This is a genomic window from Ostreiculturibacter nitratireducens (assembly GCF_032670585.1).
Taxonomy (GTDB): domain Bacteria; phylum Pseudomonadota; class Alphaproteobacteria; order Rhodobacterales; family Rhodobacteraceae; genus Ostreiculturibacter; species Ostreiculturibacter nitratireducens.
Genome location: NZ_JAVQHL010000002.1, coordinates 230,993 through 257,075, shown reverse-complemented (window position 1 = coordinate 257,075; position 26,083 = coordinate 230,993). Strand labels below are relative to the sequence as shown.

General features: G+C 66.5%; 29 protein-coding genes. 21 read left to right on the top strand and 8 right to left on the bottom strand.

Annotated features, from left to right (window positions below; all coding sequences use genetic code 11):
• The first annotated feature begins 66 nt into the window (after nt 1-66).
• The 9 genes from hslO (at nt 67) to ABCN56_RS08500 (ending at nt 9,437) form a co-directional block, all read left to right on the top strand.
• A complete protein-coding gene (gene hslO, locus ABCN56_RS08540; RefSeq protein ID WP_343080387.1) occupies nt 67-1,077 on the top strand; it encodes an Hsp33 family molecular chaperone HslO in 1,011 nt (336 codons plus the stop codon).
• Nucleotides 1,064-1,663 (top strand): CoA pyrophosphatase, encoded by a 600-nt coding sequence (locus tag ABCN56_RS08535; RefSeq protein ID WP_343080386.1) that lies wholly within the window; start codon nt 1,064-1,066, stop codon nt 1,661-1,663. Before hslO ends, ABCN56_RS08535 begins: the two co-directional genes overlap by 14 nt.
• Nucleotides 1,663-2,805: a CCA tRNA nucleotidyltransferase gene (locus ABCN56_RS08530; RefSeq protein WP_343081453.1), complete on the top strand. Its 1,143-nt coding sequence runs from the start codon at nt 1,663-1,665 to the stop codon at nt 2,803-2,805. The genes ABCN56_RS08535 and ABCN56_RS08530 overlap by 1 nt, the downstream gene beginning before the upstream one ends.
• A gap of 52 nt (nt 2,806-2,857) precedes the next feature.
• Nucleotides 2,858-3,454, top strand: a complete 597-nt coding sequence (locus ABCN56_RS08525) for a LysE family translocator (RefSeq protein ID WP_343080385.1) — start codon at nt 2,858-2,860, stop codon at nt 3,452-3,454.
• 57 nt (nt 3,455-3,511) lie between these two features.
• Nucleotides 3,512-5,362 (top strand): ABC transporter ATP-binding protein, encoded by a 1,851-nt coding sequence (locus ABCN56_RS08520; RefSeq protein WP_343080384.1) that lies wholly within the window; start codon nt 3,512-3,514, stop codon nt 5,360-5,362.
• Nucleotides 5,359-7,215, top strand: a complete 1,857-nt coding sequence (locus ABCN56_RS08515) for an ABC transporter ATP-binding protein (protein ID WP_343080383.1) — start codon at nt 5,359-5,361, stop codon at nt 7,213-7,215. The genes ABCN56_RS08520 and ABCN56_RS08515 overlap by 4 nt, the downstream gene beginning before the upstream one ends.
• On the top strand, nt 7,205-7,633 hold the full coding sequence (locus ABCN56_RS08510; protein WP_343080382.1) for a VOC family protein: 429 nt from the start codon (nt 7,205-7,207) through the stop codon (nt 7,631-7,633). Before ABCN56_RS08515 ends, ABCN56_RS08510 begins: the two co-directional genes overlap by 11 nt.
• Nucleotides 7,633-8,859 carry a class I SAM-dependent RNA methyltransferase gene (locus ABCN56_RS08505; RefSeq protein ID WP_343080381.1) on the top strand — a complete coding sequence of 409 codons (1,227 nt, stop codon included), beginning with the start codon at nt 7,633-7,635 and terminating at the stop codon, nt 8,857-8,859. The genes ABCN56_RS08510 and ABCN56_RS08505 overlap by 1 nt, the downstream gene beginning before the upstream one ends.
• 80 nt (nt 8,860-8,939) lie before the next feature.
• Nucleotides 8,940-9,437, top strand: a complete 498-nt coding sequence (locus tag ABCN56_RS08500) for a L,D-transpeptidase family protein (protein ID WP_343080380.1) — start codon at nt 8,940-8,942, stop codon at nt 9,435-9,437.
• A 14-nt stretch (nt 9,438-9,451) separates the two neighbouring features.
• Here ABCN56_RS08500 and dalA read toward each other — a convergent pair whose 3' ends face one another.
• Nucleotides 9,452-9,964, bottom strand: a complete 513-nt coding sequence (gene dalA / locus ABCN56_RS08495; protein ID WP_343080379.1) for a divisome-associated lipoprotein DalA — start codon at nt 9,962-9,964, stop codon at nt 9,452-9,454.
• Between the two features lie 187 nt (nt 9,965-10,151).
• Here dalA and ABCN56_RS08490 point away from each other — a divergent pair, with 187 nt between their 5' ends.
• The 3 genes from ABCN56_RS08490 (at nt 10,152) to ABCN56_RS08480 (ending at nt 11,327) form a co-directional block, all read left to right on the top strand.
• Nucleotides 10,152-10,757 carry a L,D-transpeptidase gene (locus ABCN56_RS08490; RefSeq protein ID WP_343080378.1) on the top strand — a complete coding sequence of 202 codons (606 nt, stop codon included), beginning with the start codon at nt 10,152-10,154 and terminating at the stop codon, nt 10,755-10,757.
• 147 nt (nt 10,758-10,904) lie between these two features.
• On the top strand, nt 10,905-11,090 hold the full coding sequence (locus ABCN56_RS08485; protein ID WP_343080377.1) for a hypothetical protein: 186 nt from the start codon (nt 10,905-10,907) through the stop codon (nt 11,088-11,090).
• A gap of 36 nt (nt 11,091-11,126) precedes the next feature.
• Nucleotides 11,127-11,327: a hypothetical protein gene (locus ABCN56_RS08480; RefSeq protein WP_343080376.1), complete on the top strand. Its 201-nt coding sequence runs from the start codon at nt 11,127-11,129 to the stop codon at nt 11,325-11,327.
• Between the two features lie 61 nt (nt 11,328-11,388).
• Here ABCN56_RS08480 and hemH read toward each other — a convergent pair whose 3' ends face one another.
• Entirely contained in the window at nt 11,389-12,456 is a 1,068-nt protein-coding gene (hemH, locus tag ABCN56_RS08475) for a ferrochelatase (protein ID WP_343080375.1), read from the bottom strand.
• Between the two features lie 52 nt (nt 12,457-12,508).
• Nucleotides 12,509-13,354, bottom strand: coding sequence for a methyltransferase domain-containing protein (locus ABCN56_RS08470; RefSeq protein WP_343080374.1), 846 nt, complete (start codon nt 13,352-13,354; stop codon nt 12,509-12,511).
• On the opposite strand from ABCN56_RS08470, the gene ABCN56_RS08465 reads away from it, so the two are divergent.
• From ABCN56_RS08465 to ABCN56_RS08450, 4 genes are read left to right on the top strand one after another with little or no spacing between them, the layout of a single operon-like run.
• Nucleotides 13,353-14,102: a double zinc ribbon domain-containing protein gene (locus tag ABCN56_RS08465; RefSeq protein WP_343080373.1), complete on the top strand. Its 750-nt coding sequence runs from the start codon at nt 13,353-13,355 to the stop codon at nt 14,100-14,102. The two genes, ABCN56_RS08470 and ABCN56_RS08465, sit on opposite strands and share 2 nt — an antisense overlap.
• A gap of 37 nt (nt 14,103-14,139) precedes the next feature.
• Nucleotides 14,140-14,397 carry a glutaredoxin 3 gene (grxC, locus tag ABCN56_RS08460; RefSeq protein ID WP_343080372.1) on the top strand — a complete coding sequence of 86 codons (258 nt, stop codon included), beginning with the start codon at nt 14,140-14,142 and terminating at the stop codon, nt 14,395-14,397.
• 5 nt (nt 14,398-14,402) lie between these two features.
• Nucleotides 14,403-15,233 carry a carbon-nitrogen hydrolase family protein gene (locus tag ABCN56_RS08455; RefSeq protein WP_343080371.1) on the top strand — a complete coding sequence of 277 codons (831 nt, stop codon included), beginning with the start codon at nt 14,403-14,405 and terminating at the stop codon, nt 15,231-15,233.
• A gap of 2 nt (nt 15,234-15,235) precedes the next feature.
• Nucleotides 15,236-15,679: a MarR family winged helix-turn-helix transcriptional regulator gene (locus ABCN56_RS08450; protein WP_343080370.1), complete on the top strand. Its 444-nt coding sequence runs from the start codon at nt 15,236-15,238 to the stop codon at nt 15,677-15,679.
• A 12-nt stretch (nt 15,680-15,691) separates the two neighbouring features.
• Here ABCN56_RS08450 and ubiG read toward each other — a convergent pair whose 3' ends face one another.
• Nucleotides 15,692-16,441, bottom strand: coding sequence for a bifunctional 2-polyprenyl-6-hydroxyphenol methylase/3-demethylubiquinol 3-O-methyltransferase UbiG (gene ubiG / locus ABCN56_RS08445; protein WP_343080369.1), 750 nt, complete (start codon nt 16,439-16,441; stop codon nt 15,692-15,694).
• A gap of 63 nt (nt 16,442-16,504) precedes the next feature.
• Here ubiG and pip point away from each other — a divergent pair, with 63 nt between their 5' ends.
• The 5 genes from pip (at nt 16,505) to infB (ending at nt 23,095) form a co-directional block, all read left to right on the top strand.
• Nucleotides 16,505-17,488, top strand: coding sequence for a prolyl aminopeptidase (gene pip, locus ABCN56_RS08440; protein ID WP_343080368.1), 984 nt, complete (start codon nt 16,505-16,507; stop codon nt 17,486-17,488).
• 217 nt (nt 17,489-17,705) lie between these two features.
• On the top strand, nt 17,706-18,296 hold the full coding sequence (gene rimP / locus ABCN56_RS08435) for a ribosome maturation factor RimP (protein ID WP_343080367.1): 591 nt from the start codon (nt 17,706-17,708) through the stop codon (nt 18,294-18,296).
• Between the two features lies 1 nt (nt 18,297).
• Complete coding sequence (gene nusA, locus ABCN56_RS08430) at nt 18,298-19,911, top strand: transcription termination factor NusA (protein ID WP_343080366.1); 1,614 nt, start codon at nt 18,298-18,300, stop codon at nt 19,909-19,911.
• Between the two features lie 23 nt (nt 19,912-19,934).
• A complete protein-coding gene (locus tag ABCN56_RS08425; RefSeq protein ID WP_343080365.1) occupies nt 19,935-20,564 on the top strand; it encodes an RNA-binding protein in 630 nt (209 codons plus the stop codon).
• Nucleotides 20,561-23,095 (top strand): translation initiation factor IF-2, encoded by a 2,535-nt coding sequence (gene infB / locus ABCN56_RS08420; RefSeq protein ID WP_343080364.1) that lies wholly within the window; start codon nt 20,561-20,563, stop codon nt 23,093-23,095. Before ABCN56_RS08425 ends, infB begins: the two co-directional genes overlap by 4 nt.
• Nucleotides 23,096-23,161: 66 nt before the next feature.
• Here infB and ABCN56_RS08415 read toward each other — a convergent pair whose 3' ends face one another.
• From ABCN56_RS08415 to ABCN56_RS08400, 4 genes are all read right to left on the bottom strand, one after another.
• Entirely contained in the window at nt 23,162-23,299 is a 138-nt protein-coding gene (locus ABCN56_RS08415) for a hypothetical protein (RefSeq protein ID WP_343080363.1), read from the bottom strand.
• 97 nt (nt 23,300-23,396) lie between these two features.
• Nucleotides 23,397-23,795: a (deoxy)nucleoside triphosphate pyrophosphohydrolase gene (locus ABCN56_RS08410; RefSeq protein WP_343080362.1), complete on the bottom strand. Its 399-nt coding sequence runs from the start codon at nt 23,793-23,795 to the stop codon at nt 23,397-23,399.
• Entirely contained in the window at nt 23,792-25,174 is a 1,383-nt protein-coding gene (gene argJ, locus ABCN56_RS08405; RefSeq protein ID WP_343080361.1) for a bifunctional glutamate N-acetyltransferase/amino-acid acetyltransferase ArgJ, read from the bottom strand. The genes ABCN56_RS08410 and argJ overlap by 4 nt, the downstream gene beginning before the upstream one ends.
• A 26-nt stretch (nt 25,175-25,200) precedes the next feature.
• On the bottom strand, nt 25,201-26,055 hold the full coding sequence (locus ABCN56_RS08400; protein WP_343080360.1) for a peptidylprolyl isomerase: 855 nt from the start codon (nt 26,053-26,055) through the stop codon (nt 25,201-25,203).
• Between the last annotated feature and the right edge of the window lie 28 nt (nt 26,056-26,083).

Genomic DNA, 26,083 nt, shown 5'->3' with positions numbered 1-26,083 from the left:
TGGTCCCCCGGTTGCCGCGACTATATAGACCGGGTATGCCGCATTGGCACGCTACTAGGAAATTCCATGACAACCCTGTCGCAGATCGCCTGGGACGATACCGTCCTTCCGTTTCAGCTTGACCGCTCCGATATCCGGGGTCGGGTAGCACGTCTGGACGGCGTCCTGGAAATGGTCCTGGCCCAGCACGACTACCCGCCGCAGATCGAAGCGCTGGTGGCAGAAGCGGCCATGCTGACGGCGCTCATCGGCCCGACGGTCAAGCTTCGCTGGAAACTGTCGCTCCAGATCCGCGGCGATGGGCCGGCGCGCATCATCGCGACGGACTACTACGCCCCCGAGAGGGAAGGCGCTCCCGCCCGCATCCGCGGCTGGGCAAGCTTCGACGAGACGCGCATCGATCCGGCGGCCGAGCCCTTCGACCTGATCGGGCAGGGCTATTTCGCCATCCTGATCGACCAGGGCCCCGGCACGGTTCCCTACCAGGGCATCACCCCGATTGCGGGCGGCTCCCTTGCGACCTGCGCCGAGACCTATTTCGCGCAGTCGGAACAGCTGCCGACCCGGTTCGAACTGTCCTTCGGACGTTCGCGGCTCTCGGGCGAGGGCGAACGCTGGCGCGCCGGCGGCGTGATGCTGCAGACGATGCCCAAGGCGTCGCCCCACGCGAAGGGCGAAGGCGGCACCGGCGAGGGTGGATTGCTGGCCGCCGAGGATATCCTCGAGGGCGAGGAGGAAGAGAACTGGGGTCGGGCCAACCTGCTTCTCGACACGGTCGAGGAGATGGAGCTGATCGGCCCCGCCGTGCAGGCGACCGACCTTCTCGTGCGGCTTTTCCACGAGGAAGGCCCCCGCGTGTTCGATCCGCAGCGGGTGGAGTTCGGCTGCACCTGCTCGCCCGACAAGGTGCGCCAGAGCCTCTCGATCTACTCGGCCAAGGACATCGGCACGATGACGACCGACGAAGGCGTCGTCACCGCCGACTGCCAGTTCTGCGGCGCGCATTACGAATTCGATCCCAAGACACTCGGTTTCGAGGCGGAAACGCCCGGGGAGGCCGAGGGTGACGGCGACTGATCCGCTCGCGCCAGTCCTTGCGGCGCTGTCGCGCAAGGGCCGCGACACCTCGGACTTCGACCTCAACCCGCAAGTGGCCCTCCCCGAGGGACGCGTCCTGCGCCCCGCCGGGGTGCTTGTTCCGTTCCTTTTGGGCCCGCGCGGCCCCGAGGTGATGCTGACCAAGCGATCCTCGCGGCTGAAGCACCATCCGGGCCAGATCGCCTTCCCCGGCGGCAAGGTCGATCCGACCGACGCCGACGCGACAGCCGCAGCACTGCGCGAGTCCCACGAGGAAATCGGGCTTGACCCCATCAACGTCGAAATCCTCGGCCTCATGGACCCGCATGAAACGGTGACGGGCTTCACCGTCACGCCTGTCCTCGGCCGTGTCATCGCGCCGTTCACGCCCGTTCCCGAGCTGGGCGAGGTGGACGAGGTCTTCACCGTCCCCCTCTCCCATGTCGCGGACCCTGCCCGCTTCCGCGTGGAAAAGCGCCGCTGGCGCGGAGAATGGCGCCGCTACTATGCCGTTCCCTACGGACCCTATTACATCTGGGGCGCGACCGCGCGTATCCTGCGCGCACTTGCGGACCGGATGGAATGATGCGGGTAACGGGCGACTGGATCGAGAACGATCACGTTCAGGAGGTGCTGGGTATGCTTGCCGAAGGCGGGCATCGCGCACTTCTCGTCGGCGGCTGCGTCCGGAACTCGCTTCTTGGTTACCCGGTCGCCGACATCGACATCGCCACGGACGCGGTGCCCGAGCGGGTGATGCAGCTCGCCCGGAATGCCGGTCTGAAGCCCGTGCCGACCGGGATCGACCACGGCACGATCACCGTCGTCGCCAAGGGCGAGCCGCACGAGGTCACGACCTTCCGCCGCGACGTCGAAACCTTCGGACGCCGCGCCGTCGTCGCATACTCCACGCATGTCGAGGATGACGCCGCGCGGCGCGACTTCACGATGAACGCGCTATACGCGGAGGCCGATGGCCGCGTGATCGACCCCCTGGGCGGCCTTCCCGACCTTCGGTCCCGCCGCGTCCGCTTCGTCGGCGACGCGGGCGAGCGGATCCGCGAGGACTTCCTGCGCATCCTCCGCTTCTTCCGCTTCCACGCCTGGTACGGCGACGAACGGGAGGGCCTCGACCCCGAGGGGCTCGCCGCCTGCGCCGCGAATTCCGCCGGAATAGAGACGCTTTCCAAGGAGCGGCTCGGCCACGAGATGCGCCGTCTCCTCGCCGCGCCCGACCCCGCGCCCTCGGTCGCGGCGATGCAGGCCACCGGTGTCCTTTCGCGCGTCCTCCCCGGCGCGGATGCCCGCGCGCTCGCGCCGCTGATCCACATCGAAGGCGCCTATGCGCCCGCGTTCCTGCGCCGCCTCGCGGCGCTGGGCGGCGAGGACCCGGAGGACGCCCTCCGCCTGTCGCGGCCGGAATCCCGGCGGCTCTCGATCCTGCGCGAGGGGATCGCGAGCACGGCCGGAGCGGCTGAACTCGCCTACCGCCACGGGGCAGAGGCCGCGCATGACATCGTCCTCCTTCGCGCGGCGCTCGCGGGGGCGCCGCTGCCGGAGGGATGGGAGAACGAGGTTGCCAGGGGAGCGGTGGCGAAATTCCCGATCCGGGCCTCCGATCTCATGCCGGCTCTGGAGGGCGAGGCGCTGGGCGCGCGTCTTCGTGAGCTCGAGGCGCAGTGGATCGCGGCGGGGTTCTCCCTTACCCGGGAACAACTCCTCTCTTGACCCGCGCACGGCGTCGCGCGACAGGTCGTCGTCCCGACCTCTCCGAAACCCCATGACACCCGAAGCCTCACTTGCCCTCATCGGCCTTGCTATCGGCACGCTCTTCACGCCGGGCCCGAACAACGCGATGCTCGCCGCGTCGGGCGCGAATTTCGGTTTCCGCCGCACGGTGCCCCATATGCTGGGAGTCGCGACCGGCTTCCCGGTGATGATGCTGATCGTCGGGCTCCTGCTCGGGGGCCTCTTCCAGACCAGCGCGGTCCTGCGCGAAACGCTCCGCTGGGGCGGCGCCGCGATCCTGCTGTGGCTCGCCTGGAAGATCGCGTTTTCGGGGGGAATAGGGTCGAAGAGAAGCGGCGTTCATCCCCTCACCTATGTCCAGGCGGCAGCCTTCCAGTGGGTGAATCCGAAAGGCTGGTCGATGGCCATCGCCGCCGTCTCGCAGTTCGTGATCGCGGCGAAACCCGTCGCCTCGTCGGTGACCGTCTGCGGGGTCTTCCTCGGCTTCGGCCTTCTCTCCTCGGCCACGTGGGCCTTTGCCGGGCAGTCCCTGACCCGTTGGCTCACGACCGACCGCCGCCTGCGCGTGTTCAACGTCACGATGGCGGCGCTGATCGTCCTGTCGACCGTGCAACTCCTCGCCCACTGACGTTTCCCTCGCGCCCGAACGGCGCTATATCCGGCAGGTAACACGAAGGCTTGCCCGATGTTCCGGTTCTTCGAATCCCTCGTCGATCCCTACATGGCGTACGAGGAAAAGGACGTGCCCCCGCCGCGGCTCTGGCCGTTCCTGCGCGAATACGCGCGCCCGTTCCGCAGCGTGTTCATCGTGACCGCGGCTCTGAAGATGGTCGTCGCTGCGCTCGAGGTCGCGCTGATCTGGTACGTGGGCCGCCTCGTGGATCTTCTGGCTTCCGGCGCACCGCCCGAGGTCTGGCGCGCGCATGGGACGGAGTTCATCATCGCGGGCCTCGTCGTCCTGATCCTGCGCCCGATCATCTCGGGCATCGACGTCGCGCTCCTGCACAACACGATCCTGCCCAACTTCGGCACGATGATCCGCTGGCGCGCCCATCGCCACGTGCTGCGCCAGCCCGTGGGCTGGTTCGAGAACGACTTTGCCGGGCGGATCGCCAACCGGATCATGCAGGCGCCGCCCGCCGCGGGCGACGCGGTGTTCCAGACCTTCGACGCCGTGGCCTTCGCCACAGCGACGCTGATCGGATCCGTGGCGCTCCTGTCGGACGCCGATCCGCGGCTCGTGCTGCCGCTGCTGGTCTGGATCGTCCTTTACCTTGCGCTCCTGCGTTGGACGATCCGGCGCGCGGGCCCGGCCTCCAAGGCCTCGTCCGACGCGCGTTCCGCCGTCACGGGCCGGGTGGTCGACAGCTATTCCAACATCCACTCGGTCAAGATGTTCGCCCATCACGGGCGCGAGATCGCCTATGCCGGCGAAGCGATCGAAACCGCCCGCACGACGTTCCAGAAGGAAATGCGGATCATCACGCGGATGGACGTGGCGCTGACCACGCTCAACGGTTTCCTGATCGTGTCGGTCACTGGCCTCGCGCTTCTCCTCTGGTATCAGGGCCAGGCGACCGTCGGCACGGTGGCCGCCGCCGCCGCCCTGGTCCTGCGCCTCAACAACATGACCTACTGGATCATGTGGGCGACGAGTTCGCTCGTGCAGGCGCTCGGCGTCGTCGCCGAAGGGATGGAAACCATCGCCCAGCCAGTCACGCTCGTGGACAGGAAGGATGCGCAGCCGCTGGAATTCCGGGGCGGCCGGATCGAGATTCAGGGCCTTTCGCACCACTACGGCCGTGGCGCCGGCGGCCTCGACAGTGTGACGCTGACCGTCGCGCCGGGCGAGAAGGTCGGCCTCATCGGCAGGTCGGGCGCCGGGAAGTCGACGCTCGTGAAGCTGATCCTGCGCTTCTACGACCCCGAGGCGGGCCGGATCCTGATCGACGGCCAGGACATCACCCATGTCACGCAGGAATCGCTGCGCCGCGCGATCGGCATGGTCCAGCAGGATTCGAGCCTTCTGCATCGTTCGGTCCGCGACAATATCCTCTACGGCCGCCCGGACGCGACCGAGGAGGAGATGTTCGAGGCCGCGAAGCGCGCCGAGGCGCATGAGTTCATCCTGACCCTCGAGGATCCGTCGGGCCGCAAGGGCTACGATGCCCATGTCGGCGAACGCGGCGTGAAGCTCTCCGGCGGCCAGCGCCAGCGCGTGGCGCTTGCTCGCGTGATCCTGAAGGACGCGCCGATCCTCGTCCTGGACGAGGCGACCTCCGCCCTCGATTCCGAGGTGGAGGCCGCGATCCAGGACACGCTTTACGGCGTGATGGAAGGCAAGACCGTGATCGCCATCGCCCACCGCCTTTCGACCATCGCGCATCTCGACCGCATCATCGTTCTGGACGACGGCCGCGTCGTCGAGGACGGAACCCACGCCGAGCTGCTCGCGCATGGCGGCCTTTATGCCCGCTTCTGGAACCGCCAGTCGGGTGGCTTCATCGGAACCGACATCGAGGAGGCGGCGCAGTGAGGATCGCCACGTTCATCGACGCCTTCCGGCCCGCCGAAGGCCCGCCGCCGCGCACTCTCGGCGCGTTCTTCTTCTGGTGCCTCTCGGGCGCCTGGCCCGCGATCCTCGTCTCGGCGCTCATTTCCGCCGCGGCCGGGACGATGGAGGTCATCTCCGCCTACCTTCTCGGCACGGTCATCGACAGATCGCTCGGCTCCGAGGCGGGCTCGGTCTTTACCGACAACTGGCCGCTCTTCCTGGGCTTCGCCGCGTTCTACCTGATCCTTCGCCCCCTGGTCTTCGGACTGTCCTCGGCCGCGACCGCGATCGTGATACAGCCGAACCTTCTGCCCCTCGTGCTGTCGCGCCTCCACCGCTGGACGATGGGGCAGGCCGTCACCTTCTTCGACAACGACTTCGCCGGACGCATCGCGCAAAAGCAGATGCAGACCGCGCGCTCGGTGACCGACGTGGCCTTCGAGTCGATCAACGTCGTGGCCTTCGCACTCTCGTCGATCGTGAGCTCGATCTTCTTCCTGCTCGTCATCGATATCTGGGTCGGCGTCGCGCTCGCCATCTGGATGGTGGCCTACGGCTTCCTGATCCGCTGGTTTCTGCCGCGCGTCCGGGGCCGGTCCAAGGCGCGGGCCTCGGCGCGGGCGATGGTGACGGGCCAGGTCGTCGATACGATCACAAACATCAAGACGGTGAAGCTTTTCGCCCATGCCGAACACGAGGACCGCGCGGCCCTGTCGGCAATGGCCGGCTTCCGCGAGCGCGCGCTCGACTTCGGCCGCGTCTCGGCCTCCTTCCGCTTCTCGCTGATGGCGCTGGCCGGCGTCCTTCCCGTCCTCCTCATCATGGGGACGATCCTTCTGTGGAGCCGTGGCGCCGCCACGGCCGGCGACATCGCCGCGGCGGGCGCCATCTCCATCCGGATCGCGCAGATGACGGGATGGGTGTCGATGGCGGTCATGAGCATCTGGGGGTCGATCGGCGAGGTCGAGGACGGCATGAACACGCTGACGCCTCCGCACACGCTCACCGACGCGCCCGACGCCGAGGAACTGCCGCGCGTCCGCGGAGAGATCACCTTCGACGACGTCTCCTTCGCCTATGGCCGCGATACCGGCGGGGTGGAGCATGTCCGCCTGACTGTGCGTCCGGGCGAGAAGCTCGGCATCGTCGGAGCCTCGGGCGCGGGGAAATCCACCCTCGTCGCCCTGCTCCTGCGCCTCTATGACACGGAAAAAGGCCGGATCCTGATCGACGGGCAGGACATCCGGGGCGTAACGCAGGAATCCCTTCGCCGCCAGATCGCGATGGTGACGCAGGAAACCGCGATGTTCAACCGGACCGCGCGGGACAATATCCTCTACGGCCGACCCGACGCGACGACCGAGGAAATCGTCGCCGCGGCGAAGGCGGCCGAGGCCGATACGTTCATCCGCGGCCTTCAGGACCACCAGGGCCGCAAGGGCTACGACGCCTTCCTGGGCGAGCGCGGGGTGAAGCTTTCGGGCGGTCAGCGCCAGCGAATCGCCCTCGCGCGCGCGTTCCTGAAGGACGCGCCGATCCTCGTCCTCGACGAGGCGACCTCCGCCCTAGATTCCGAGGTGGAGGCCGCGATCCAGACCGCGCTTCACCGCGTCATGCAGGGGAAGACCGTTCTCGCAATCGCGCACCGCCTGTCCACCATCGCGGAGATGGACAGGATTGTCGTCCTCGACGAGGGCCGGATCGTCGAGGAAGGCACGCATTCGGAACTTCTCGCCGCCGACGGGCTTTACGCGCGCTACTGGAACCGGCAATCCGGCGGCTTCATAGGGACCGATGAAGATGACGAGGAACAGGAGGCCGCCGTTGGATTATGAAACCGTTCCCGCGCCGGAGCTCGGCCGCGCGCTGAAGGGCATCGGGCTGAACCTCCTCTCGCGCGATGTGCCCGGTCTCGCCGCCTTCCTCGAACAGGTCTTCGGGATGAAGGCTCACCGCGTGGGCCGCGACTTCGCGATCGTTGCCCATGGCGATGCGCTGATGCAGATCCACTCGGATGCCGCCTATGGCAGCCACCCCCTGCTGTCGCTACTGCCCGAGACGCCGCCCCGCGCGGCGGGCGTGCAGGTGTATCTTTTCGGCGTCGACCCCGACGAAGCCGCCGCCCGCGCCGAGGCGGCCGGCGGCATGGTCCTCGAACCACCAGCCGACAAGCCACACGGTCTGCGCGAATGCACGATCCTCGCGCCCGAGGGCCAGGCATTTTCCCCCGCCACGAACAGCCGGAAGCCGTGATGCACCTGACAATCGACCGCCTCGGCCACCAGGGGGACGGGATCGCGCATGACGCCGACGGCGTCGCCGTGTTCGTGCCGATGATGTTGCCGGGCGAAGTCGTCGAGGGCGAAGTCGCCAACGGCCGGATGGCGGCGCCGAAGATCGTGACGCCCTCTCCGGACCGGGTGAAGGCGCCGTGCCGGCATTACCGTGCCTGCGGCGGCTGCATGCTCATGCACGCCTCCGACGCCTTCGTTGCGGACTGGAAGGCCGAAGTCATCCGCCTTGCGCTCTCCGCGCAGGGGCTGGACGCGCCCCTGCGGCCCACCGCCACTTCTCCCGCCCGCTCGCGCCGCCGCGCGACGCTCTCCGGACGCAGGCTCAAGTCGGGCGCGCTCGTCGGCTTGCATGCCCGGGCCTCCGACACGGTGGTGGAGATCACGGACTGCCAGCTTCTTCACCCGGCGCTGATGGCCACCCTTCCAGCGCTGCAGGAGGCAGTTGTGCTCGGCGGCTCTCGCAAGGGCGAAGTGGCGTTCACGCTCACCCTCACCAAGAGCGGCGTTGATGTTGCAGCCGAGGGTGGAAAACCGCTGGATTCGAGCCTTTTTCAGGCTCTCGCAACGCTTGCCGGGGCCGCCGACCTCGCCCGCCTCAGCTGGAACGGCGAACCCGTCGCGACCCGCCGCCCGCCGGCGCAGCGCTTCGGCGAGGCGCTGGTCGTCCCGCCCCCCGGCGCCTTCCTCCAGGCGACCGCTGAAGGCGAGGCTGCGCTTCTGTCCGCCGTGCGGGCGGCCGTGGGCGGCGCGTCCCGCATCGCCGACCTCTTCTGCGGCTGCGGCACCTTCGCGCTGCCGCTCGCCGAAGGCGCCGAGGTCCACGCTGCGGAAGGCGAAGCCGCCATGATCGCGGCGCTCGACCATGGCTGGCGCCATGCCCCGGGCCTTCGCCGCGTCACGACCGAGACGCGCGACCTGTTCCGCCGCCCCCTGATGCCCGACGAGCTCAACCGCTTCGATGCCGTGGTGATCGACCCGCCCCGCGCCGGCTGCGAGGCGCAGGCACGCGAACTCGCCGCCTCCAAGGTCCCGGTGATCGCCGCCGTCTCCTGCAATCCGGTCACCTTCGCACGGGACGCGCGCATTCTTTCGGAAGGGGGCTACCGGCTTGGCTGGGTGCTGCCCGTGGACCAGTTCCGGTGGTCGCCGCATGTCGAGCTTGCGGCCAGATTCTCACGCGACTGATCGTTCCGTTCGCGGAAGACCCTAGCCAGACGGGGGCCTCTGCGTGTATTTTCACGAAAAAAAATCGAGGCAGTGAAGCGATGCGGTTCCTCAGAGTTTTCATGATGCTGGCGCTTGCGGCGACGCTCGCCGGTTGCGCGCCGTCGAAATTCCGGACCTACGACGGGCCGGAGGTGACGCAGGTCCTGGTCTACAAGTCTGCGCGGGTGATGTTCCTCACCCACAACGGACAGGTTCTGAAGAAGTACAAGATCGCGCTGGGTGGAAACCCGCTCGGTCCGAAGCAGTTCGAAGGCGACGGGAAGACGCCCGAGGGCATCTATTTCATCGACCGGCGCAACCCGAACAGCGCCTACCATCTCTCGCTCGGGATATCCTATCCGAACGAGAACGACCGCGTATTCGCCTCGACGAAGGGGCTGAATCCGGGCGGTGACATCTTCATCCACGGGCGCGCGGGGGCGAATCGCGGCAGGGGCCGCGACTGGACTGCGGGCTGCATCGCCGTCAAGGACCGCGAGATCGAGGAAATCTATTCGATGGTCCGCGAAGGGACGCCGATCATCATCCTGCCCTGAGGCGCCGCGGCGCCTCAGTTCCCTGTCAGCAGCGTCCACCAGATCTTGCCGCCGGGTTCCTGGTACCAGGCGAAGCCGAGGTTGCGCGCGTTCGGGTCGAGGATCACTGCCCGCGTGTCGCTGACCGCCATCCAGGCCGAAAGCGTCTCGAGCTCGGTCTCGTAGGTCTCCGAGATGTTTTCGCCGAGCATCATCCCCGGATAGCCTGCGCGCCGCACGCGGTCGATCGGCGAGGAACCGTCCGAGCCGAAGTGCCAGGGGCGGTTCTGCACCGACATGTCGCGCGAATGCGTCGCGGCGGCGGCGTTCAGCTGCGCGTTCAGCTGCAGGGGCACCGCCCCCGCCGCGCGGCGCAGCGAGTTGACGGAATCGAGCATCCGGTACTGGATCTCGGCCTCGTGGCCCGGCTTGATGGCGTAGACTTTCGGCAGCGGCCTGCCATCGGGGCCAAGCTGGGGCGGCGTGGTGGGTGCACAGGCCGAAAGGACAGCAAGCACGGCAAACGCCAGACCGGTCGAACGAAGCATCTCTTTGTCACCCCACGGGTTGTTCGCGGGGCTCTTTACAGGCTAATCCGCGGCCTTTCAAACGCAACTCTGCGAGAACTTGCCTGTTAACGCGGGTTTGAGTTGCGCGGACAAGGTCCAAAGCTTATTTTCCGGCCGATTTCCGCCGGCCCCCCTCCGGGCGCCGCCGAACCAGGAGAAAAAGACCATGAGCAACGGTCGCCCCGTCAACCTGAGCCGCCGCGCCCTTCTCGGCGCAGGCGCCGCCATGGCCGCCGGCCTCGCCGCCCCCGCGGTCCTGGCGCAGACCCAGAACACCGTCGAGATGGAACAGGAACTGTCCTCGAACATCCGGCGCAACATGTCGAGCTTCCGCTCGCTTCAGTGGCAGCCCTATTTCAGTGACACCCGCAACGGCGCGATCCTTGTCGACACAACGTCTCGCGCACTGCATTTCTGGTCCGAGGACCAATCGATCTACAAGCTCTACCCGACGTCCGTGCCGTTGACCGAAGACCTGACCCGACGTGGGCGGACCCAGATCGTCAAGAAGGTCATCGGCCCCGATTGGAGGCCGACGCCCGCGATGAAGGAGCGCAACCCCGAATGGCCGGACTACGTGCCGCCGGGGCCTGACAATCCGCTCGGGACCCACGCGCTGTATCTGTCCTGGCAATTCTACCGGATTCACGGCACCCATGACACGCGCAAGATCGGGCGGCGTTCGTCCAATGGCTGCGTCGGTCTCTACAACGAACACGTCGCCGAACTCTTCGAACTCACCAAGGTCGGCACGCAGGTGTTGCTAATTTGACGACACCGCGAACGGCGTGAAATCCAAAGCGTATCTCGCGTTGCAAAGGTATCGGCAAGCTGCTTATAGGGCGGTACGAGGTACTGACTTTAGTGCCCCTGCCGTACTCATTGTGCCTTACGGACAGGGGCCGAACTGGAGGTTGACATGAAGAAACTCGCGCTTGCCGCCGCCCTTTCGGCTTTCGCCACCACCGCCTTCGCTGGCGGCATGGCTGAGCCGGTCGTGGAGCCGGAAGTCATCGTTGAAGAAACCGCCGGCACCTCCGGTGGGATCGTCGTTCCGCTTCTCCTTCTGGCGCTCGTCGCCGTTGCGGTTTCGCACAACAACTAACGCTGTCTAGCCGTATTCAGACATCGAGGGACTGAAATGAAGAAGCTTGCAATCGCCGCGTTCGCGTCGCTGTTCGCCACCACCGCCTTCGCTGGCGGCATGGCTGAACCGGTCGTCGAGCCGGAAGTCATCGTCGAAGACACGGCCGGCACCTCGGGTGGGATCATCGTTCCGCTCCTGCTGCTCGCGCTCGTCGCGGTGGCGGTGTCGCACGACAACGGCGGCAGCCCCGAGTAATCAGGGCGATAAGCTCCAGGAAAAAGGCGGTGGTTTTCCACCGCCTTTTTTCATTTCCGGATCAGGGCGCCCAGCCGGCCAGGTTGTCCTCGATCACCGCCATCAGCGCGCGGACATGCGCCGGATCGTCGTTGAGGCAGGGGATATAGGTGAAGCTCTCGCCGCCTGCGTGCAGGAACGCCTCGCGGATCTCGCCCTGGATTTCCTCCAGCGTCTCGATGCAGTCGGCCGCGAAGGCCGGCGAAATCACCGCGATCCGCTTCTTGCCCGCCTTGGCCAGTTCGGCGACGTGTTCGACCGTGTAGGGGCGAAGCCACTCTTCCCGACCGAAGACCGACTGGAATGTCGTGTCGATCGATCCCTTTTCCCAGCCAAGCCGCTCCCGCAGGAGGCGCGACGTCTTCTGGCACTGGCAGTGGTAGGGGTCGCCTTCCATGAGGTAACGCTTCGGCATCCCGTGATACGAGGCCACGAGAACGTCCGGCTTGTGATCAAGCCCCGCATAGGCCCGCTCCACCGACTGTGCGAGAGCGTCGACGTAGAGCGGATGGTCGAAATAGGCGGGAACCGTCCGCGCAGCCGGCTGGAATTTCTCCTTCATCAGGGCGCGAAAGAACTCGTCGCAGGCCGTCGCCGAGGTCGCTCCGGCGCTTTGGGGGTAGAGCGGGAAGAACAGGATCCGCTCGCATCCGGCCGCGACCATCTTGCGCAGGACCGACTTCGTCGAGGGATTGCCGTAGCGCATGCAGAACTCGACCTCGACGCCATCGCCGTATTTCTCCTGAACAGCGGTGCGGATCGCATCGGTCTGGTCCCTGGTAATGGTCATCAGGGGGCTTTCGTTCTTCTCCTCGTTCCAGATGGAGCGGTAGTTCGCCCCCGAGGTGAAGGGACGTTTCGTCAGGATGATGAGCTGGAGGAGCGGCTGCCACTTCCACGACGGGAAGTCGATTACCCGCTTGTCCGAAAGGAACTCGTTCAGATAACGCCGCATCGACCAGTAGTCGTATCCGTCCGGAGTGCCCAGGTTCGCGATCAGGACGCCTATCTTCGCCGCAGGGACCGGCGGATGGTCAGCCGGGGCATGGGTCAGCCGGCCCTCGCCGGGGCGGATCATCTCATGTTTCATTGCCGCTCCGTTTTTCTGTCTCGGCCCTGAGATAACGGGAAAAGTCCCGCCGTCAATTGCCGCGCGGGCCCTCGTTCAGCGGCTTTTCCTCCGTTCCCAGGGCTTCGGCCAGCCGCGCCGCGGCCGATCCGGGGCGCAGGGGCTTCTGCTGGCTTTCGTGCGGCGCCCAGCCGGTAAGGTAGATCAGCTCGAATGTCGCGCGGACCCTGCCCTCGGGGGCGGCGTAGTTTTCCGCGTATATCCGGGCCGCTTCGGGAAAGAGCGCCCGTGGCGCCGCGCGGCGCGCACGGGCGGCCAGCGCGTTCCCCTCGCCCATGGCACGAAGCTCCGCCATCAGGTGGAAGGCTGTCTGGTAGGTCACCGTCATCTTCACCGCGTCGGCCACGGGAAGGGCGAATCCCGCCCGCTGCAGAAGCGCGCCGAGGTCCCGGATTTCCCCCATCGGCAGAATGCGCGGCGACAGCCCGCCGGTGAGCCCCGATTCCGCTTCGGCAAGGCTGGCGCGAAGCTCGTGAAGAGTCTGGCCGCCGAACAGGACAGCAAGGAGAAGCCCGTCGGCCTTTAACGCTCGCCGGCATTGCACCAGTTGCCCGACCGGATCATTGGCCCAGTGGAGCGACAGGGCATGGATCACGAGGTCATGCGCACCGGCCTCAAGGTCGAGCACTTCGGCGTCGGGCACGATCTTCGCCTGTGGCAGGATCTCCCGCCAGGGCTCGGGAAAGCACGTCACGACGGCCGGCGCCGTAAACGTTCTGTTAACCTCGTTCAGTCTCTCCTCGATCTCGGCGGCCGCTTCCCTGTGCAGGAACAGTTCGACGCCGCGGCGCGCGGCTCGCGCGCGCTGGCGGGCGAGGGCTGCACGGTCGGTCAGGGCTGGGGGATGCGGCGTCGTCATGGCGGTGGACATTAGGCAGATCGGTGCGGCAATGCAAAGCGCCCTCAGGCTCGTTCTGCCGCCGCAGTGCATTTCCTGCGGCGGGGTCGTGTCGGAGGAATTCGGGCTCTGCGCCGATTGCTGGCGCGACACGCCATTCATCCACGGGCTGACCTGCGACGCCTGCGGCACGCCGCTTCCAGGTCAGGACGAGGGCAAGGCCGAATACTGTGATGACTGCCTGACGCTCGCGCGGCCCTGGTCGCGGGGGCGCGCCGCGCTTCTCTACAAGGACAACGGACGCAGGCTCGTCCTCGCGCTAAAGCACGGGGACAGGCTCGACCTCGCCCGGCCTGCGGCGCGCTGGATGTTCCGCGCCGCCGCGCCGATCCTGACCGAGAACACGATCGTGGCGCCGATTCCCCTGCATTGGGTCCGCTTCGTCAGGCGCCGGTTCAACCAGTCCGCGCTTCTTGCGCAGGGCGTGGCGCGTCTCGGCGGTCTGGACCATTGCCCCGACCTGCTGACGCGCCCGCGCCGCACGCCCACGCAGGATGGGCGCGACCGGGACAGCCGCTTCGCGAACCTCGCCGGTGCGATCCGCGTCCATCCCCGCCGCGCGCAGCGCGTCCAGGGTCGCCACGTTCTTCTGATTGACGACGTGATGACCTCTGGCGCTACGCTCGCGGCTGCCGCTGACGCCTGCCTTGCAACAGGCGCAGCGGAGGTTTCCGTTCTGGTCATGGCACGCGTTGCGAAGGATGCCTAAATCCCTATAGTCGCTCCGACAATAAGGACCCCGGTGAATGACCAACGTCGAGATCTACACAACGCCCTGGTGCCCCTACTGCGTCGCTGCCAAGCGGCTTCTGGACCGGAAGGGTGTCGCCTACGAAGAAACGGACGTGTCTGGCGATGCCGATACGCGGGTGAAGATGATGGAGCGCGCCAACGGCCGCTACACGGTTCCGCAAATCTTCATCAACGGCCAGCATGTGGGCGGCTGTGACGACCTGCACGCCCTGGAGCGTGAAGGCAAGCTCGATCCCCTCCTGGCGGCCTGACCGGGATGCGCGCGGGTCTCCTTCAGCTCTCGGTCACCGACGACCCGGAAGAGAACCTGAAGGTGACGCGCGCGCTCGTGCGTGAGGCGGTTTCTGGCGGTGCGGGCTTCGTGCTCACGCCAGAGGTCACGAATTGCCTTTCGACCAGCCGCACCCACCAGGAGGAGGTCCTGCGTCTGGAAGAGGATGACGCGACGCTCGCCGCGCTTCGGGAGGACGCGGAAGACTTGGGCGTGTGGCTCCTGATCGGGTCGCTCGCGCTAAAGACGGATGACCCGGACGGGCGTTTCGCGAACCGCAGTTTCCTCGTTTCGCCGGACGGGCGCGTCGTCGCCAGCTACGACAAGATACACATGTTCGACGTGAACGTGTCGGAGACCGAGCAGTACCGCGAAAGCGCGGGCTACCGCCCCGGCTCCCGCGCGGTTGTCGCCGAGACACCATTCGCCAGGATCGGTATGACCGTCTGCTACGACGTCCGTTTCCCCTATCTCTACCGCAAGCTCGCGAAGGCGGGCGCGGAGATCCTGACGATTCCATCCGCTTTCAACGAAACGACCGGCCGCGCGCATTGGGAATCGCTTCTGCGCGCCCGCGCGATCGAGAACGGGGCCTATGTCCTCGCCCCGGCGCAGACCGGCGAACATGCTGCCCGTGCCGGGCGGCCCCGCCGCACCTACGGCCATACGCTCGCCGTCGCCCCTTGGGGCGAAGTACTGGTCGACGCCGGAACCGAAATCGGCGTCAGCTTCGTCGACATCGACCGTGCCGAGGTCGAAAAGGCCCGCGCCCGGGTCCCGTCTCTTCAGCACGACCGCGGATTCGAGGGGCCCTGAGGATGGCCGACCAGACCGATCCCCTGGCCGCGGCGCTCTTTTCCGAAGTCCTGATGGTCGATCAGCTCGCCCGCAGCCGCGTGTCCAAGGCGCTGCCCAAGGGCATGGAGTTGTCGCATTTCTCTGTCCTGAACCACCTCGCCCGCGCGCAGGAGGAACGCACGCCCGCGCAGCTTGCCGAAATCTTCCACGTCACCCGTGGCGCGATGACCAACACGCTGTCGAAGCTGGAGTGGGCGGGTCATATCCACATCCGCCCGGACTGGGACGATGCGCGGCGCAAGTTCGTCTCGATCAGCCCGGCGGGCCGGGCCGCGCGCGATGCCGCGCTTGCCGCGATCTCGCCGGTGATCGGCGAAGTCGTGGCCGGTGTCGGGCCTGACAAGGTCCGCGCCGTCCTTCCGGTGCTGAGGGCGATCCGCGCCCGGCTGGAGGAGGACGTCTGACGGGCGGAACGCTCAGGCCTCCCGCTTCACGCTCGCGGTCACGTAGTTGACCGACAGATCCCGGTCCGAGATCGACCAGGCCCAGGTGACCGGGTTGAAGACGAAGCCCTTCTTGTCCACGGGTTCCAGGCCCGCCTCCCGGATCAGGCCGTATAGTTCCTCGGGCGTGATGAACTTGTTCCAGTCATGCGTGCCCTTCGGGAGCCACCGCATCACCCATTCCGCGCCGATGATCGCCATCATGAAGCTCTTCGGATTTCGGTTGATCGTCGAGGCGATCATCAGCCCACCGGGTTTCAGGAGCTGCCGGCAGGCCGTCAGGTAAGCCAGTGGGTCCGAGACGTGTTCGACCACCTCCATGTTGAGGACGGCGTCGAACCGCTCTCCCGCCTCGGCCAGCGCCTCCGCCGTCGTGTGGCGGTAATCGATATCGAGCCCCTGCTGTTCGGCATGGATCCTAGCCACCGGGATGTTCCGTTCCGCCGCATCGGCGCCAACCACCTCGGCACCGAGACGCGCCATGGGCTCCGACAGGAGTCCGCCGCCGCAGCCGATGTCGAGAATCCTGAGTCCGGCGAAGGGCTCGGGTTCGTTCAGGTCACGCCCGAATTCCTCCGCGATCTGCCGGGTGATGTAGTCCAGCCGGCAGGGATTCATCATGTGCAGGGGCTTGAACTTGCCCGTCGGGTCCCACCATTCCGCCGCCATCGCCTCGAACTTGGCGACTTCATTGGCATCGACCGTGCCTGTTCCCGCCTGCATGCTTTTCTCCTTCAGTATACGGACCCCGTGGAAGCCCGGCTTTTCACGCTATATAGTCCGATCATGGACAGGACCGCAGGTCAAAAGCGCGCAGCAGCGTTTCTTTATCCGCAGATCGACGCGTTCGATCAGCGGATGCTCGACGTTGGCGATGGCCACCGGATCTACGTAGAGCAATGCGGCCATCCCTCGGGCCTTCCCGTGGTGGTCCTGCATGGCGGTCCGGGGGGCGGCTGCTCGCCCGCGATGCGGCGCTATTTCGATCCCTCGGTCTACCGCGTCATCCTGTTCGATCAGCGCGGCTGCGGCCGGTCGCGCCCGCATGCGAGCGTCGAGGCGAATACGACCTGGCACCTCGTGGCGGATATCGAGAAGATCCGGGAAACACTGGGGATCGACCGCTGGCTCGTCTTCGGCGGAAGCTGGGGGGCGACGCTTGCGCTCGTCTATGCACAGACGCATCCCGATCGCGCGCTGCACCTGATCCTGCGCGGCGTCTTCCTGATGACGAAGGCGGAGCTCGACTGGTTCTATGGCGGCGGCGCCGGGAAGTTCTGGCCGGACCTGTGGCGCAGGTTCACCGGGATCATCCCGGAGGACGAGCGGGGCGACCTGATCGCCGCCTATCACAAGCGGCTCTTTTCCGGCGACATCCTGACCGAAACGCGGTTCGCACGGTCCTGGGCGGCCTGGGAAAACGCGCTCGCCTCGATCGAGCAGGAGGGCCTTCTGGGCGAAAGCCCTGCGGATTACGCGCGGGCCTTCTCGCGGCTTGAGAACCATTATTTCAAGAACGCCGGATTCCTGGAGGAGGACGGGCAGATCCTGCGAGACCTGCCAAGGCTCGAAGGGGTGCCGGGAACGATCGTCCAGGGTCGCTACGACATGATCTGCCCGCCGATCTCGGCCTGGAAGCTGGCGCAGGGCTGGTCGGGCTCCGACCTCAGGTTCATCCCCGTCGCCGGGCACGCCCTGTCGGAGCCGGGGATCAGCGCGGAGCTCGTCCGCACGATGGACGCGCTGAGGGGCGCGAGGTTTCGCGACTGAACAGGCCGGAGACGGTGATCGCTCCGGTCCAGTCAAGACGTGGCGAGCCGGTCATCACGAAGCTGAACGACCAAGTCAGCGAGGAAGAAACCGTACCTCTTGCAGACTCGGCCGCTTTTTCATATATGCGCTTCAACAGCGGCGCTGCGGGGTCCAAACTCGCAGCCCACCGGAAAGATCAGCGGGCCGCTTCGGCCCGTTTTTTGTTTTGGACCCTATGACCGACCTCGTCGCAAAAACTGCCATAGACCGGCGCCTCGCGGAAATCATCACCCCGACCATCGAGGGGATGGGCTTCGAACTCGTGCGCATCCGGCTGATGGGCGGCCAGCACAAGACGCTGCAGATCATGGCGGACCGTCCCGAAGGCGGCATCGTCGTGGAAGACTGCGCAAAAATCTCCACGGCGGTCTCCGCGGTCCTCGACGTCGAGGATCCGATCGAGGACGCCTACACGCTCGAAGTCTCCTCACCAGGGATCGACCGGCCACTGACTCGGCTGAAGGATTTCGACGTCTGGTCGGGATACGAGGCGAAGCTCGAGACGACCGAACTCATCGACGGGCGGCGGCGGTTCAAGGGAACGCTCGCCGGAACCGAGGGCGACGAGGTCCTGATCGAGATCGAGGACCAGGGCGAACCGGTGACCATCGGGCTCCAGTTCGACTGGCTTTCCGACGCCAAGCTCGTCCTGACCGACGAGCTCATCACTGAAATGCTGCGCCAGCGGAAGTCCGCGGGCGCCATCGACGAAACCGATTTCGACGAAATCGAAACCGAAGACACAGACCCTTCCGAGGAGGAGTGAGATGGCAATTACCTCTGCCAACCAGCTGGAGCTTCTGCAGACGGCCGAGGCGGTCGCCCGCGAGAAGATGATCGACCCAGCGCTGGTCATCGAGGCGATGGAAGAAAGCCTCGCTCGCGCGGCGAAGTCCCGCTACGGCTCGGAAATGGACATCCGCGTAAGCATCGACCGCAAGACCGGTCGTGCGACCTTCACGCGCGTGCGCACCGTGGTCGAGGATGACGCGGTCGAGAACTACCAGGCGCAGCTGACGGTCGAACAGGCCCGTCAGTACATGGACAACCCGCAAGTCGGCGACGAGATCGTCGACGAGGTTCCGCCCGTCGACATGGGCCGGATCGCGGCGCAGTCCGCCAAGCAGGTGATCCTGCAGAAGGTGCGCGAGGCCGAGCGCGACCGCCAGTTCGAGGAATTCAAGGACCGCAAGGGCACGATCATCAACGGCGTGGTCAAGCGCGAGGAATACGGCAACATCATCGTCGACATCGGCCGGGGCGAAGCGATCCTGCGCCGGAACGAGAAGATCGGCCGCGAAAGCTACCGCCCGAACGACCGCATCCGCTGCTACATCAAGGATGTGCGCCGCGAGGCGCGGGGCCCGCAGATCTTCCTGTCGCGTACCGATCCGCAGTTCATGGCCGAGCTCTTCAAGATGGAAGTGCCGGAAATCTATGATGGCATCATCGAGATCAAGGCCGTGGCCCGCGACCCGGGTTCGCGCGCGAAGATCGCGGTGATCTCCTACGACAACTCCATCGACCCCGTGGGCGCCTGTGTCGGCATGCGCGGTTCGCGCGTGCAGGCCGTCGTGAACGAGCTGCAGGGCGAGAAGATCGACATCATTCCGTGGAACCAGGACCAGGCCACGTTCCTCGTGAACGCGCTCCAGCCGGCCGAGGTTTCGAAGGTCGTGATCGACGAGGAAGCGGGCAAGATCGAGGTCGTCGTTCCGGACGAGCAGCTGTCGCTCGCCATCGGCCGCCGCGGTCAGAACGTGCGCCTCGCCTCGCAGCTGACGGGTCTCGACATCGACATCATGACCGAGGCCGAGGAAAGCGAACGCCGCCAGGCGGAATTCGCCGAGCGCACGAAGCTCTTCATGGAGAGCCTCGACCTCGACGAGTTCTTCGCGCAGCTTCTCGTCGCCGAAGGCTTCACGAGCCTCGAGGAAGTGGCCTACGTCGAACTCGACGAGCTTCTCTCGATCGAGGGAGTCGACGAGGCGACGGCTGAAGAACTGCAGGCCCGCGCCCGCGATGTCATCGAGGAGCAGAACCGGAAGGCTCTCGAAAACGCCCGCGCGCTGGGTGTCGAGGACAGCCTGATTGAATTCGAGGGCCTGACACCCCAAATGGTAGAGGCGCTTGCCAAGGACGGCGTCAAGACGCTCGAGGACTTCGCGACCTGCGCGGACTGGGAGCTGGCCGGCGGCTGGACCACGGTGAACGGCGAGCGCGTCAAGGACGAGGGGCTCCTGGAGCCCTTCGACGTGAGCCTCGAGGAAGCTCAGCACCTGGTGATGACGGCGCGTATCCAGCTTGGCTGGGTCGATCCGGCAGAGCTTGAGGCGGAAGCCGAAGAAGAAGGCGCCGACGAAGAGGAGGCCGAGGCCTGATTTCAGGTCTCGGGAGCCCAACGATGACCCGCGGCGGCCGCCAGAAGGACCGGGAAGAGCCTGAACGGCGCTGCATCGTCACCGGCGATGTGCAGCCGAAGGGCGGGCTGATCCGTTTCGTGGTCGGCCCCGAAGGCCAGTTGGTGCCCGACCTCGCGGACAAGCTGCCGGGGCGCGGGCTCTGGGTTACCGCCGACCGGGCGGTCCTGGAGCAGGCGATGAAGAAAGGGGCCTTTTCGCGGGCCGCACGGGCACAGGTTCAAGTGCCCGAGGGTCTCGCGGACATGGTCGAAGAGGGGTTGGCGAAACGGCTTGTCGAGCTCGTTTCGCTCGCCAGGAAGGCGGGGCTGGCGGTGGCCGGCTTCGAGAAGGTGAAGGACTGGTTGGCGCAGGGGAAAGCCAAGGTCCTCTTGCAGGCGACCGATGGGTCGGAACGCGGCAAGGGGAAGCTCTGGACCCCCCAGGGTGGGCGCTATTTCGCGGTCCTGACCGCGTCGGAATTGGGTTTGGCTTTCGGGCGTGATCATGTGATACATGGCGCGCTTGCGGCTGGCGGACTTTCGACGCGTGTTGTAGAGGAAGCGGCAAAGCTCGCGGGATTCCGCGGGCGCGACGGCGGCGGGACCGCCGGGAAGGATACGAAGACGGCATGAGCGATACAGACGGCAAGAAACCCCTCGGGCTCGGTGGCGGACGCCCCGGTCAGGTGAAGCAGAGCTTCAGCCACGGCCGGACGAAGAACGTCGTCGTCGAGACCAAGCGCAAGCGCGTGGTGGTGCCGAAGCCGGGCGCGGCTGCGGTGACGACGAAGCCGGGTTCGGCCTCGTCGGCTTCGGGCGATGCGTCGAAGCGGCCGGCGGGTATTTCCGATGCGGAGATGGAGCGCCGGCTGAGGGCGTTGCAGGCTGCCAAGGCACGTGAGGTCGAGGAAGCTGCGGCGCGCGCGGCCGAGGAAAAGGCACGCGAGGAAGAGCGCGAGCGGCGCAAGGCCGAGCTCGAGGCCAAGGAGCGCGAGGAGCGCGAGCGCGAAGAAGCCCTGCGGCTGAAGGCCGAGGAAGACGAGCGCCGCGCCCGCGAGGCCGAGGCCCGCGCCGCGAAGAAGGAAGAAATCAAGCCCGCGGCCGCGAAGCCCGCGGCTCCTGCGGATCGCGCGGCGGCCGAAGCTGCCGCGGCGCGCGCCGCGACTAAGGGCGTGCCCGTGGGTGGTCCGCGCAAGACCGACCGCGAGCGCGACGATCGCGGCGCGCCTGATCGCGACCGGGCCGGACGTGGCCGCGACGAGGGCCGCCGGTCGGGCAAGCTGACGCTGTCCGAGGCGCTTTCGGGTGAAGGCGGCCGCCAGCGCAGCCTCGCGGCGATGAAGCGCAAGCAGGAGCGCGCGCGACAGAAAGCCATGGGCATGGGCGGCCGCGCCGAGAAGCAGGTGCGTGAAGTCCAGCTTCCCGAGACGATCGTCGTGCAGGAGCTTGCGAACCGCATGGCCGAGCGCGCCGCCGACGTCGTCAAGGCGCTGATGAAGATGGGCATGATGGTCAACATGAACCAGCCCATCGACGCGGATACGGCCGAGCTCATCATCGACGAATTCGGCCACAAGGCCGTGCGCGTGTCGGATGCGGACGTCGAGCAGGTCATCGACACTGTCGAGGACAAGGCCGAGGATCTGCAGCCGCGCCCGCCGATCATCACGATCATGGGCCACGTCGACCACGGCAAGACCTCGCTTCTCGACGCGATCCGCAAGACCAACGTGGTTTCCGGCGAAGCGGGCGGCATCACCCAGCACATCGGCGCCTACCAGGTGACGACGGAATCGGGTGCTGTGCTCAGCTTCCTCGACACGCCCGGCCACGCGGCCTTCACCTCGATGCGCGCCCGCGGCGCGCATGTGACGGACATCGTGGTCCTCGTGGTCGCGGCCGACGACGCGGTGATGCCGCAGACGATCGAAGCGATCAACCACGCCAAGGCCGCCAAGGTTCCGATGATCGTCGCCATCAACAAGTGCGACAAGCCCGACGCGAACCCGCAGAAGGTCCGCACCGACCTCCTCCAGCACGAAGTCGTGGTGGAAGCGATGTCGGGCGACGTGCAGGACGTCGAGGTTTCGGCCAAGACCGGCAAGGGGCTCGACAACCTGCTCGAAGCGATCGCGCTTCAGGCCGAGATCCTGGAACTCAAGGCGAACCCGAAGCGCGCCGCGATGGGCGCGGTGATCGAAGCGAAGCTCGACGTGGGCCGGGGCCCGGTCGCGACGGTCCTCGTGCAGAACGGCACGCTGAAGCAGGGCGACATCTTCGTCGTCGGCGAACAGTGGGGCAAGGTGCGCGCGCTTCTGAACGACAAGGGCGAGCGCGTCGAGTCGGCCGGGCCGTCGGTTCCGGTCGAGGTTCTCGGCCTCAACGGCACGCCTGAGGCTGGCGACGTCCTGAACGTGGTCGAGACCGAGGCGCAGGCGCGCGAGATCGCCGACTACCGTATCCAGGCCGCGAAGGACAAGCGCGCGGCTGCGGGTGCGGCTGCGACGCTGGAACAGCTCATGGCGAAGGCCAAGGCGGACGAAGCGGTGGCGGAGCTGCCGGTCGTCGTGAAGGCCGACGTGCAGGGTTCCGCCGAGGCGATCATCCAGGCGATGGAGAAGATCGGCAACGAGGAAGTGCGCGTGCGCGTGCTTCACTACGGCGTCGGCGCCATCACCGAGACGGATGTGGGTCTTGCCGAGGCTTCCTCCGCGCTGGTCATCGGCTTCAACGTCCGGGCCAACGCCCCGGCGCGGAACGCCGCGAACCAGAAGGGCGTGGAGATCCGCTATTATTCGGTCATCTACGATCTCGTCGATGACGTGAAGGCGGCCGCATCGGGCCTCCTGTCGGCGGAAGTCCGCGAAACCTTCATCGGCTACGCCTCGATCAAGGAGGTCTTCAAGGTCTCCGGCGTCGGCAAGGTCGCTGGCTGCCTCGTCACCGAAGGCGTGGCGCGCCGTTCGGCGGGCGTGCGCCTGCTGCGCGACGACGTGGTGATCCACGAAGGGACGCTGAAGACCTTGAAGCGCTTCAAGGACGAGGTGAAGGAAGTCCAGTCGGGTCAGGAATGCGGCATGGCATTCGAGAACTACGAGGACATCCGCCCCGGCGACATCATCGAGATCTTCGAACGCGAAGAGGTGGAGCGGAAGCTCGCCTGATATGACAAAGGGGAGGCGCGAGCCTCCCCCCGAAAATCCCAACGTACAGCAGGGCCGCCTGAACCGTCAGGCGGCCTTCTTTTCGACCGGATGACCGACGAATTCGCGGTTACCGACACGTACCACGACGCGTCCATCGGACAGCTGTCGAACGAAACTGCCCTGAACGGAAACGCAGCTACCCAGTGTGATCGTCTTCAGCATTCGCGATGATCTCCTGATCAAACTGGGCAAAATCCTACCATTGTTGCGGAAAACGAACAAAACGCATTGGCTGTAATCCGCCTATCCTTTTGGGTAGCTACAACCAGTCGCGCAGGATCGGGACCAGCGGCACATCTGCTGGGGGCATGGGATAGTCCTTGAGTTGCTTCGGGCGGACCCAGGCGATTCGCTGGCCCTCGCGCGGATGCAGTGTCCCCTGCCATTTCCGGCAGGCGAAGAGCGGCATCAGGAGGTGGAAGTCCTCGTAGCTGTGGCTCGCGAAGGTCAGGGGCGCGAGGCAGGACTCCCACGTGTCGATGCCCAGTTCCTCGTGAAGTTCGCGGATCAGCGCGTGCTCTGGCGTCTCGCCGGGCTCGACCTTGCCGCCGGGGAACTCCCACAGGCCCGCCATCGACTTGCCCTCGGGACGCTGCGCGAGAAGGACCCGGCCGTCGGGGTCGATGAGCGCGACGGCCGAGACGAGGACGACCTTCAAGAGCGGTAGTCCGCGTTGATGTCGATGTAGCGATGCGTCAGGTCGCAGGTCCAGACCGTGCGCGACGCGCGCCCGAGGCCCAGATCGACGCGGATCAGCAATTCCTCGCCCTTCATGTGGGCGGCGCCGTCCTCTTCCTTGTAACTCGGCGAGCGCCAGCCCTTTTCGGCGACGAGGATGTCCCCGAAATGGATCTTGATCTTGTCGCGGTCCGCCTTGGCGCCGGACTTGCCGATCGCGGCGACGATGCGACCCCAATTCGGGTCCTCGCCGGCGAAGGCGGTCTTGACCAGGGGGGAATTGGCGATGGCCATGGCCACCTTGTGCGCGTCGCTCTGGTTCTCCGCGCCCTTCACCTGGATCTCGACGAACTTGGTCGCGCCCTCGCCGTCACGGATCACCTGGTGGGCGAGGTCCATCATCACCCCGCGAAGTGCCTCCTCGAAGGCCTTGGCGCCGGCGGAGCGGAGGGTCTTGATCTCGGCCGCCGGGCTCTTGCCCGTCGCGGCAAGGATCAGTGCGTCCGAAGTCGAGGTGTCGCTGTCGACCGTGATCGCGTTGAACGTGTCGTCCACCTGGCGCGAGAGCATCTTCTGCAGCGTTGCGGGCGCGATCTTCGCGTCGGTGAAGATGTAGACGAGCATGGTGGCCATGTCCGGCGCGATCATGCCCGAGCCCTTGGCGATCCCGGCGATGCGGATCGTGCCGCCCTCCGCCTCGATCTCTGCGGAAGCGCCCTTGGGGAAGGTGTCCGTGGTCATGATCGCACGCGCGGCGAGTTCGATCCCGTTCTTGTCCAGCGCGCCGACGAGGTCGGAAACCCGGTCGGTGATACGCTCATAGGGCAGCGGTTCGCCGATGACGCCGGTCGAGGAGGAGAAGACGCGGGACGCCGGAACGCCGAGCGCCTCGCCCACCGACTTGGTGATGGCGTCCACCGCTTGTTGACCCGACTTGCCGGTGAAGGCGTTTGAGTTGCCCGAGTTCACGATGATCGCGGCGCCGGACTTCGGGTCGACCCTGCCGCCAAGCTTGGTCTGGCAGTCGAGGATGCAGGCCGCGCGCGTCGAGGAACGGGTGAAGACGCCTGCGACGGAGGTGCCCGGCGCAAGGTGCGCAAGCATCACGTCGGTGCGGCCAGCGTAGCGCACGCCCGCCGCGATGGCGGCGAATTCCGCCCCCTCGATCACCGGGAGCTTCGGGAAGCCGCCTTTCGGTGCCAGCGGAGAGACCGGGTTGGCCTTCTTCTTGGGCGCCGCGGCTTCCACCGGGGCGGCCGTGTCGACGGGGGCGATGGCCTCGGCAAGCTCGGCGCGGAGCTTGCGGACCTTCGCCTTCAGTTTCTTCGCCCTGGCCTTCCAGTCGGATTTCGTCGCCATGCCATGTCCCTCCCCGGTCGCCGGATTTATTCTTCGATCAGCGCTTCGTTCTTCAGCACGGAAGGGTCGATCCCGTCCGTAGCACGCTCGACCGTCGCGGCATCGGTGACCTCCCGGATACGGGCCTGCACCGCCGCTTCGGCGATCTCGTTTTCCAGTTCCGCACGCACGTCGTCGAGGGACGGCGCCTCGGCAATGCGGGTTTCGTTCAGCTTGATGACATGCCAGCCGAATTCGGTCTGAACCGGCCCCGAAATCTGCCCGGGCTCCAGAGCGATCACCGCGTCCTCGAAGGGCTTCACCATCATGCCGGGGCCGAACCAGCCAAGCTCACCCCCGTTCGGGCCCGAGGGACCGGTGCTTTTTTCCTTGGCGATGGCGGTGAAGTCCGCGCCATTGTCCAGTTCTTCCTTGATCGCCATTGCGTCTTCCTCGGTCGTCACGAGGATATGTGCGGCGTTGTACTCTGTCGTCGGCTCGGCAAGGGCGTAACGCGCGTCATAGGCCTTCTGAAGCGTTTCGTCGGTGACGGCGGCGGTCGCGGCGTCGTCCAGCACGGAACTCGCGAGGTAGGCACGGCGCTCGTTCGCGATCACGAGTTCGTCACGCTTGTCGATCTCGCCCTCTCCGATCTCGGCAAGAGCCTGCTGCTGGATCATCTGGTCGAGGATGCCGTTGAACAGGACGTCATCGGGCAGCTGGAGATACTGGGCGGGCAGCGTTTTCCTCGCGGCGATCAGGTGACCAAGCGTGATTTCCGCACCGTTGACCGTCGCCACGACGGTGTCGGCCGTGACGTCCGTGGCGGTGGTGTCCTGAGCGAGGGCCGGCGCCGCGATGACGGCGCAGAACGCCATTGCGAGTTTGAACTGCTTAGACATGCCTGCCACTCCTGATCTGCCGCGTCCG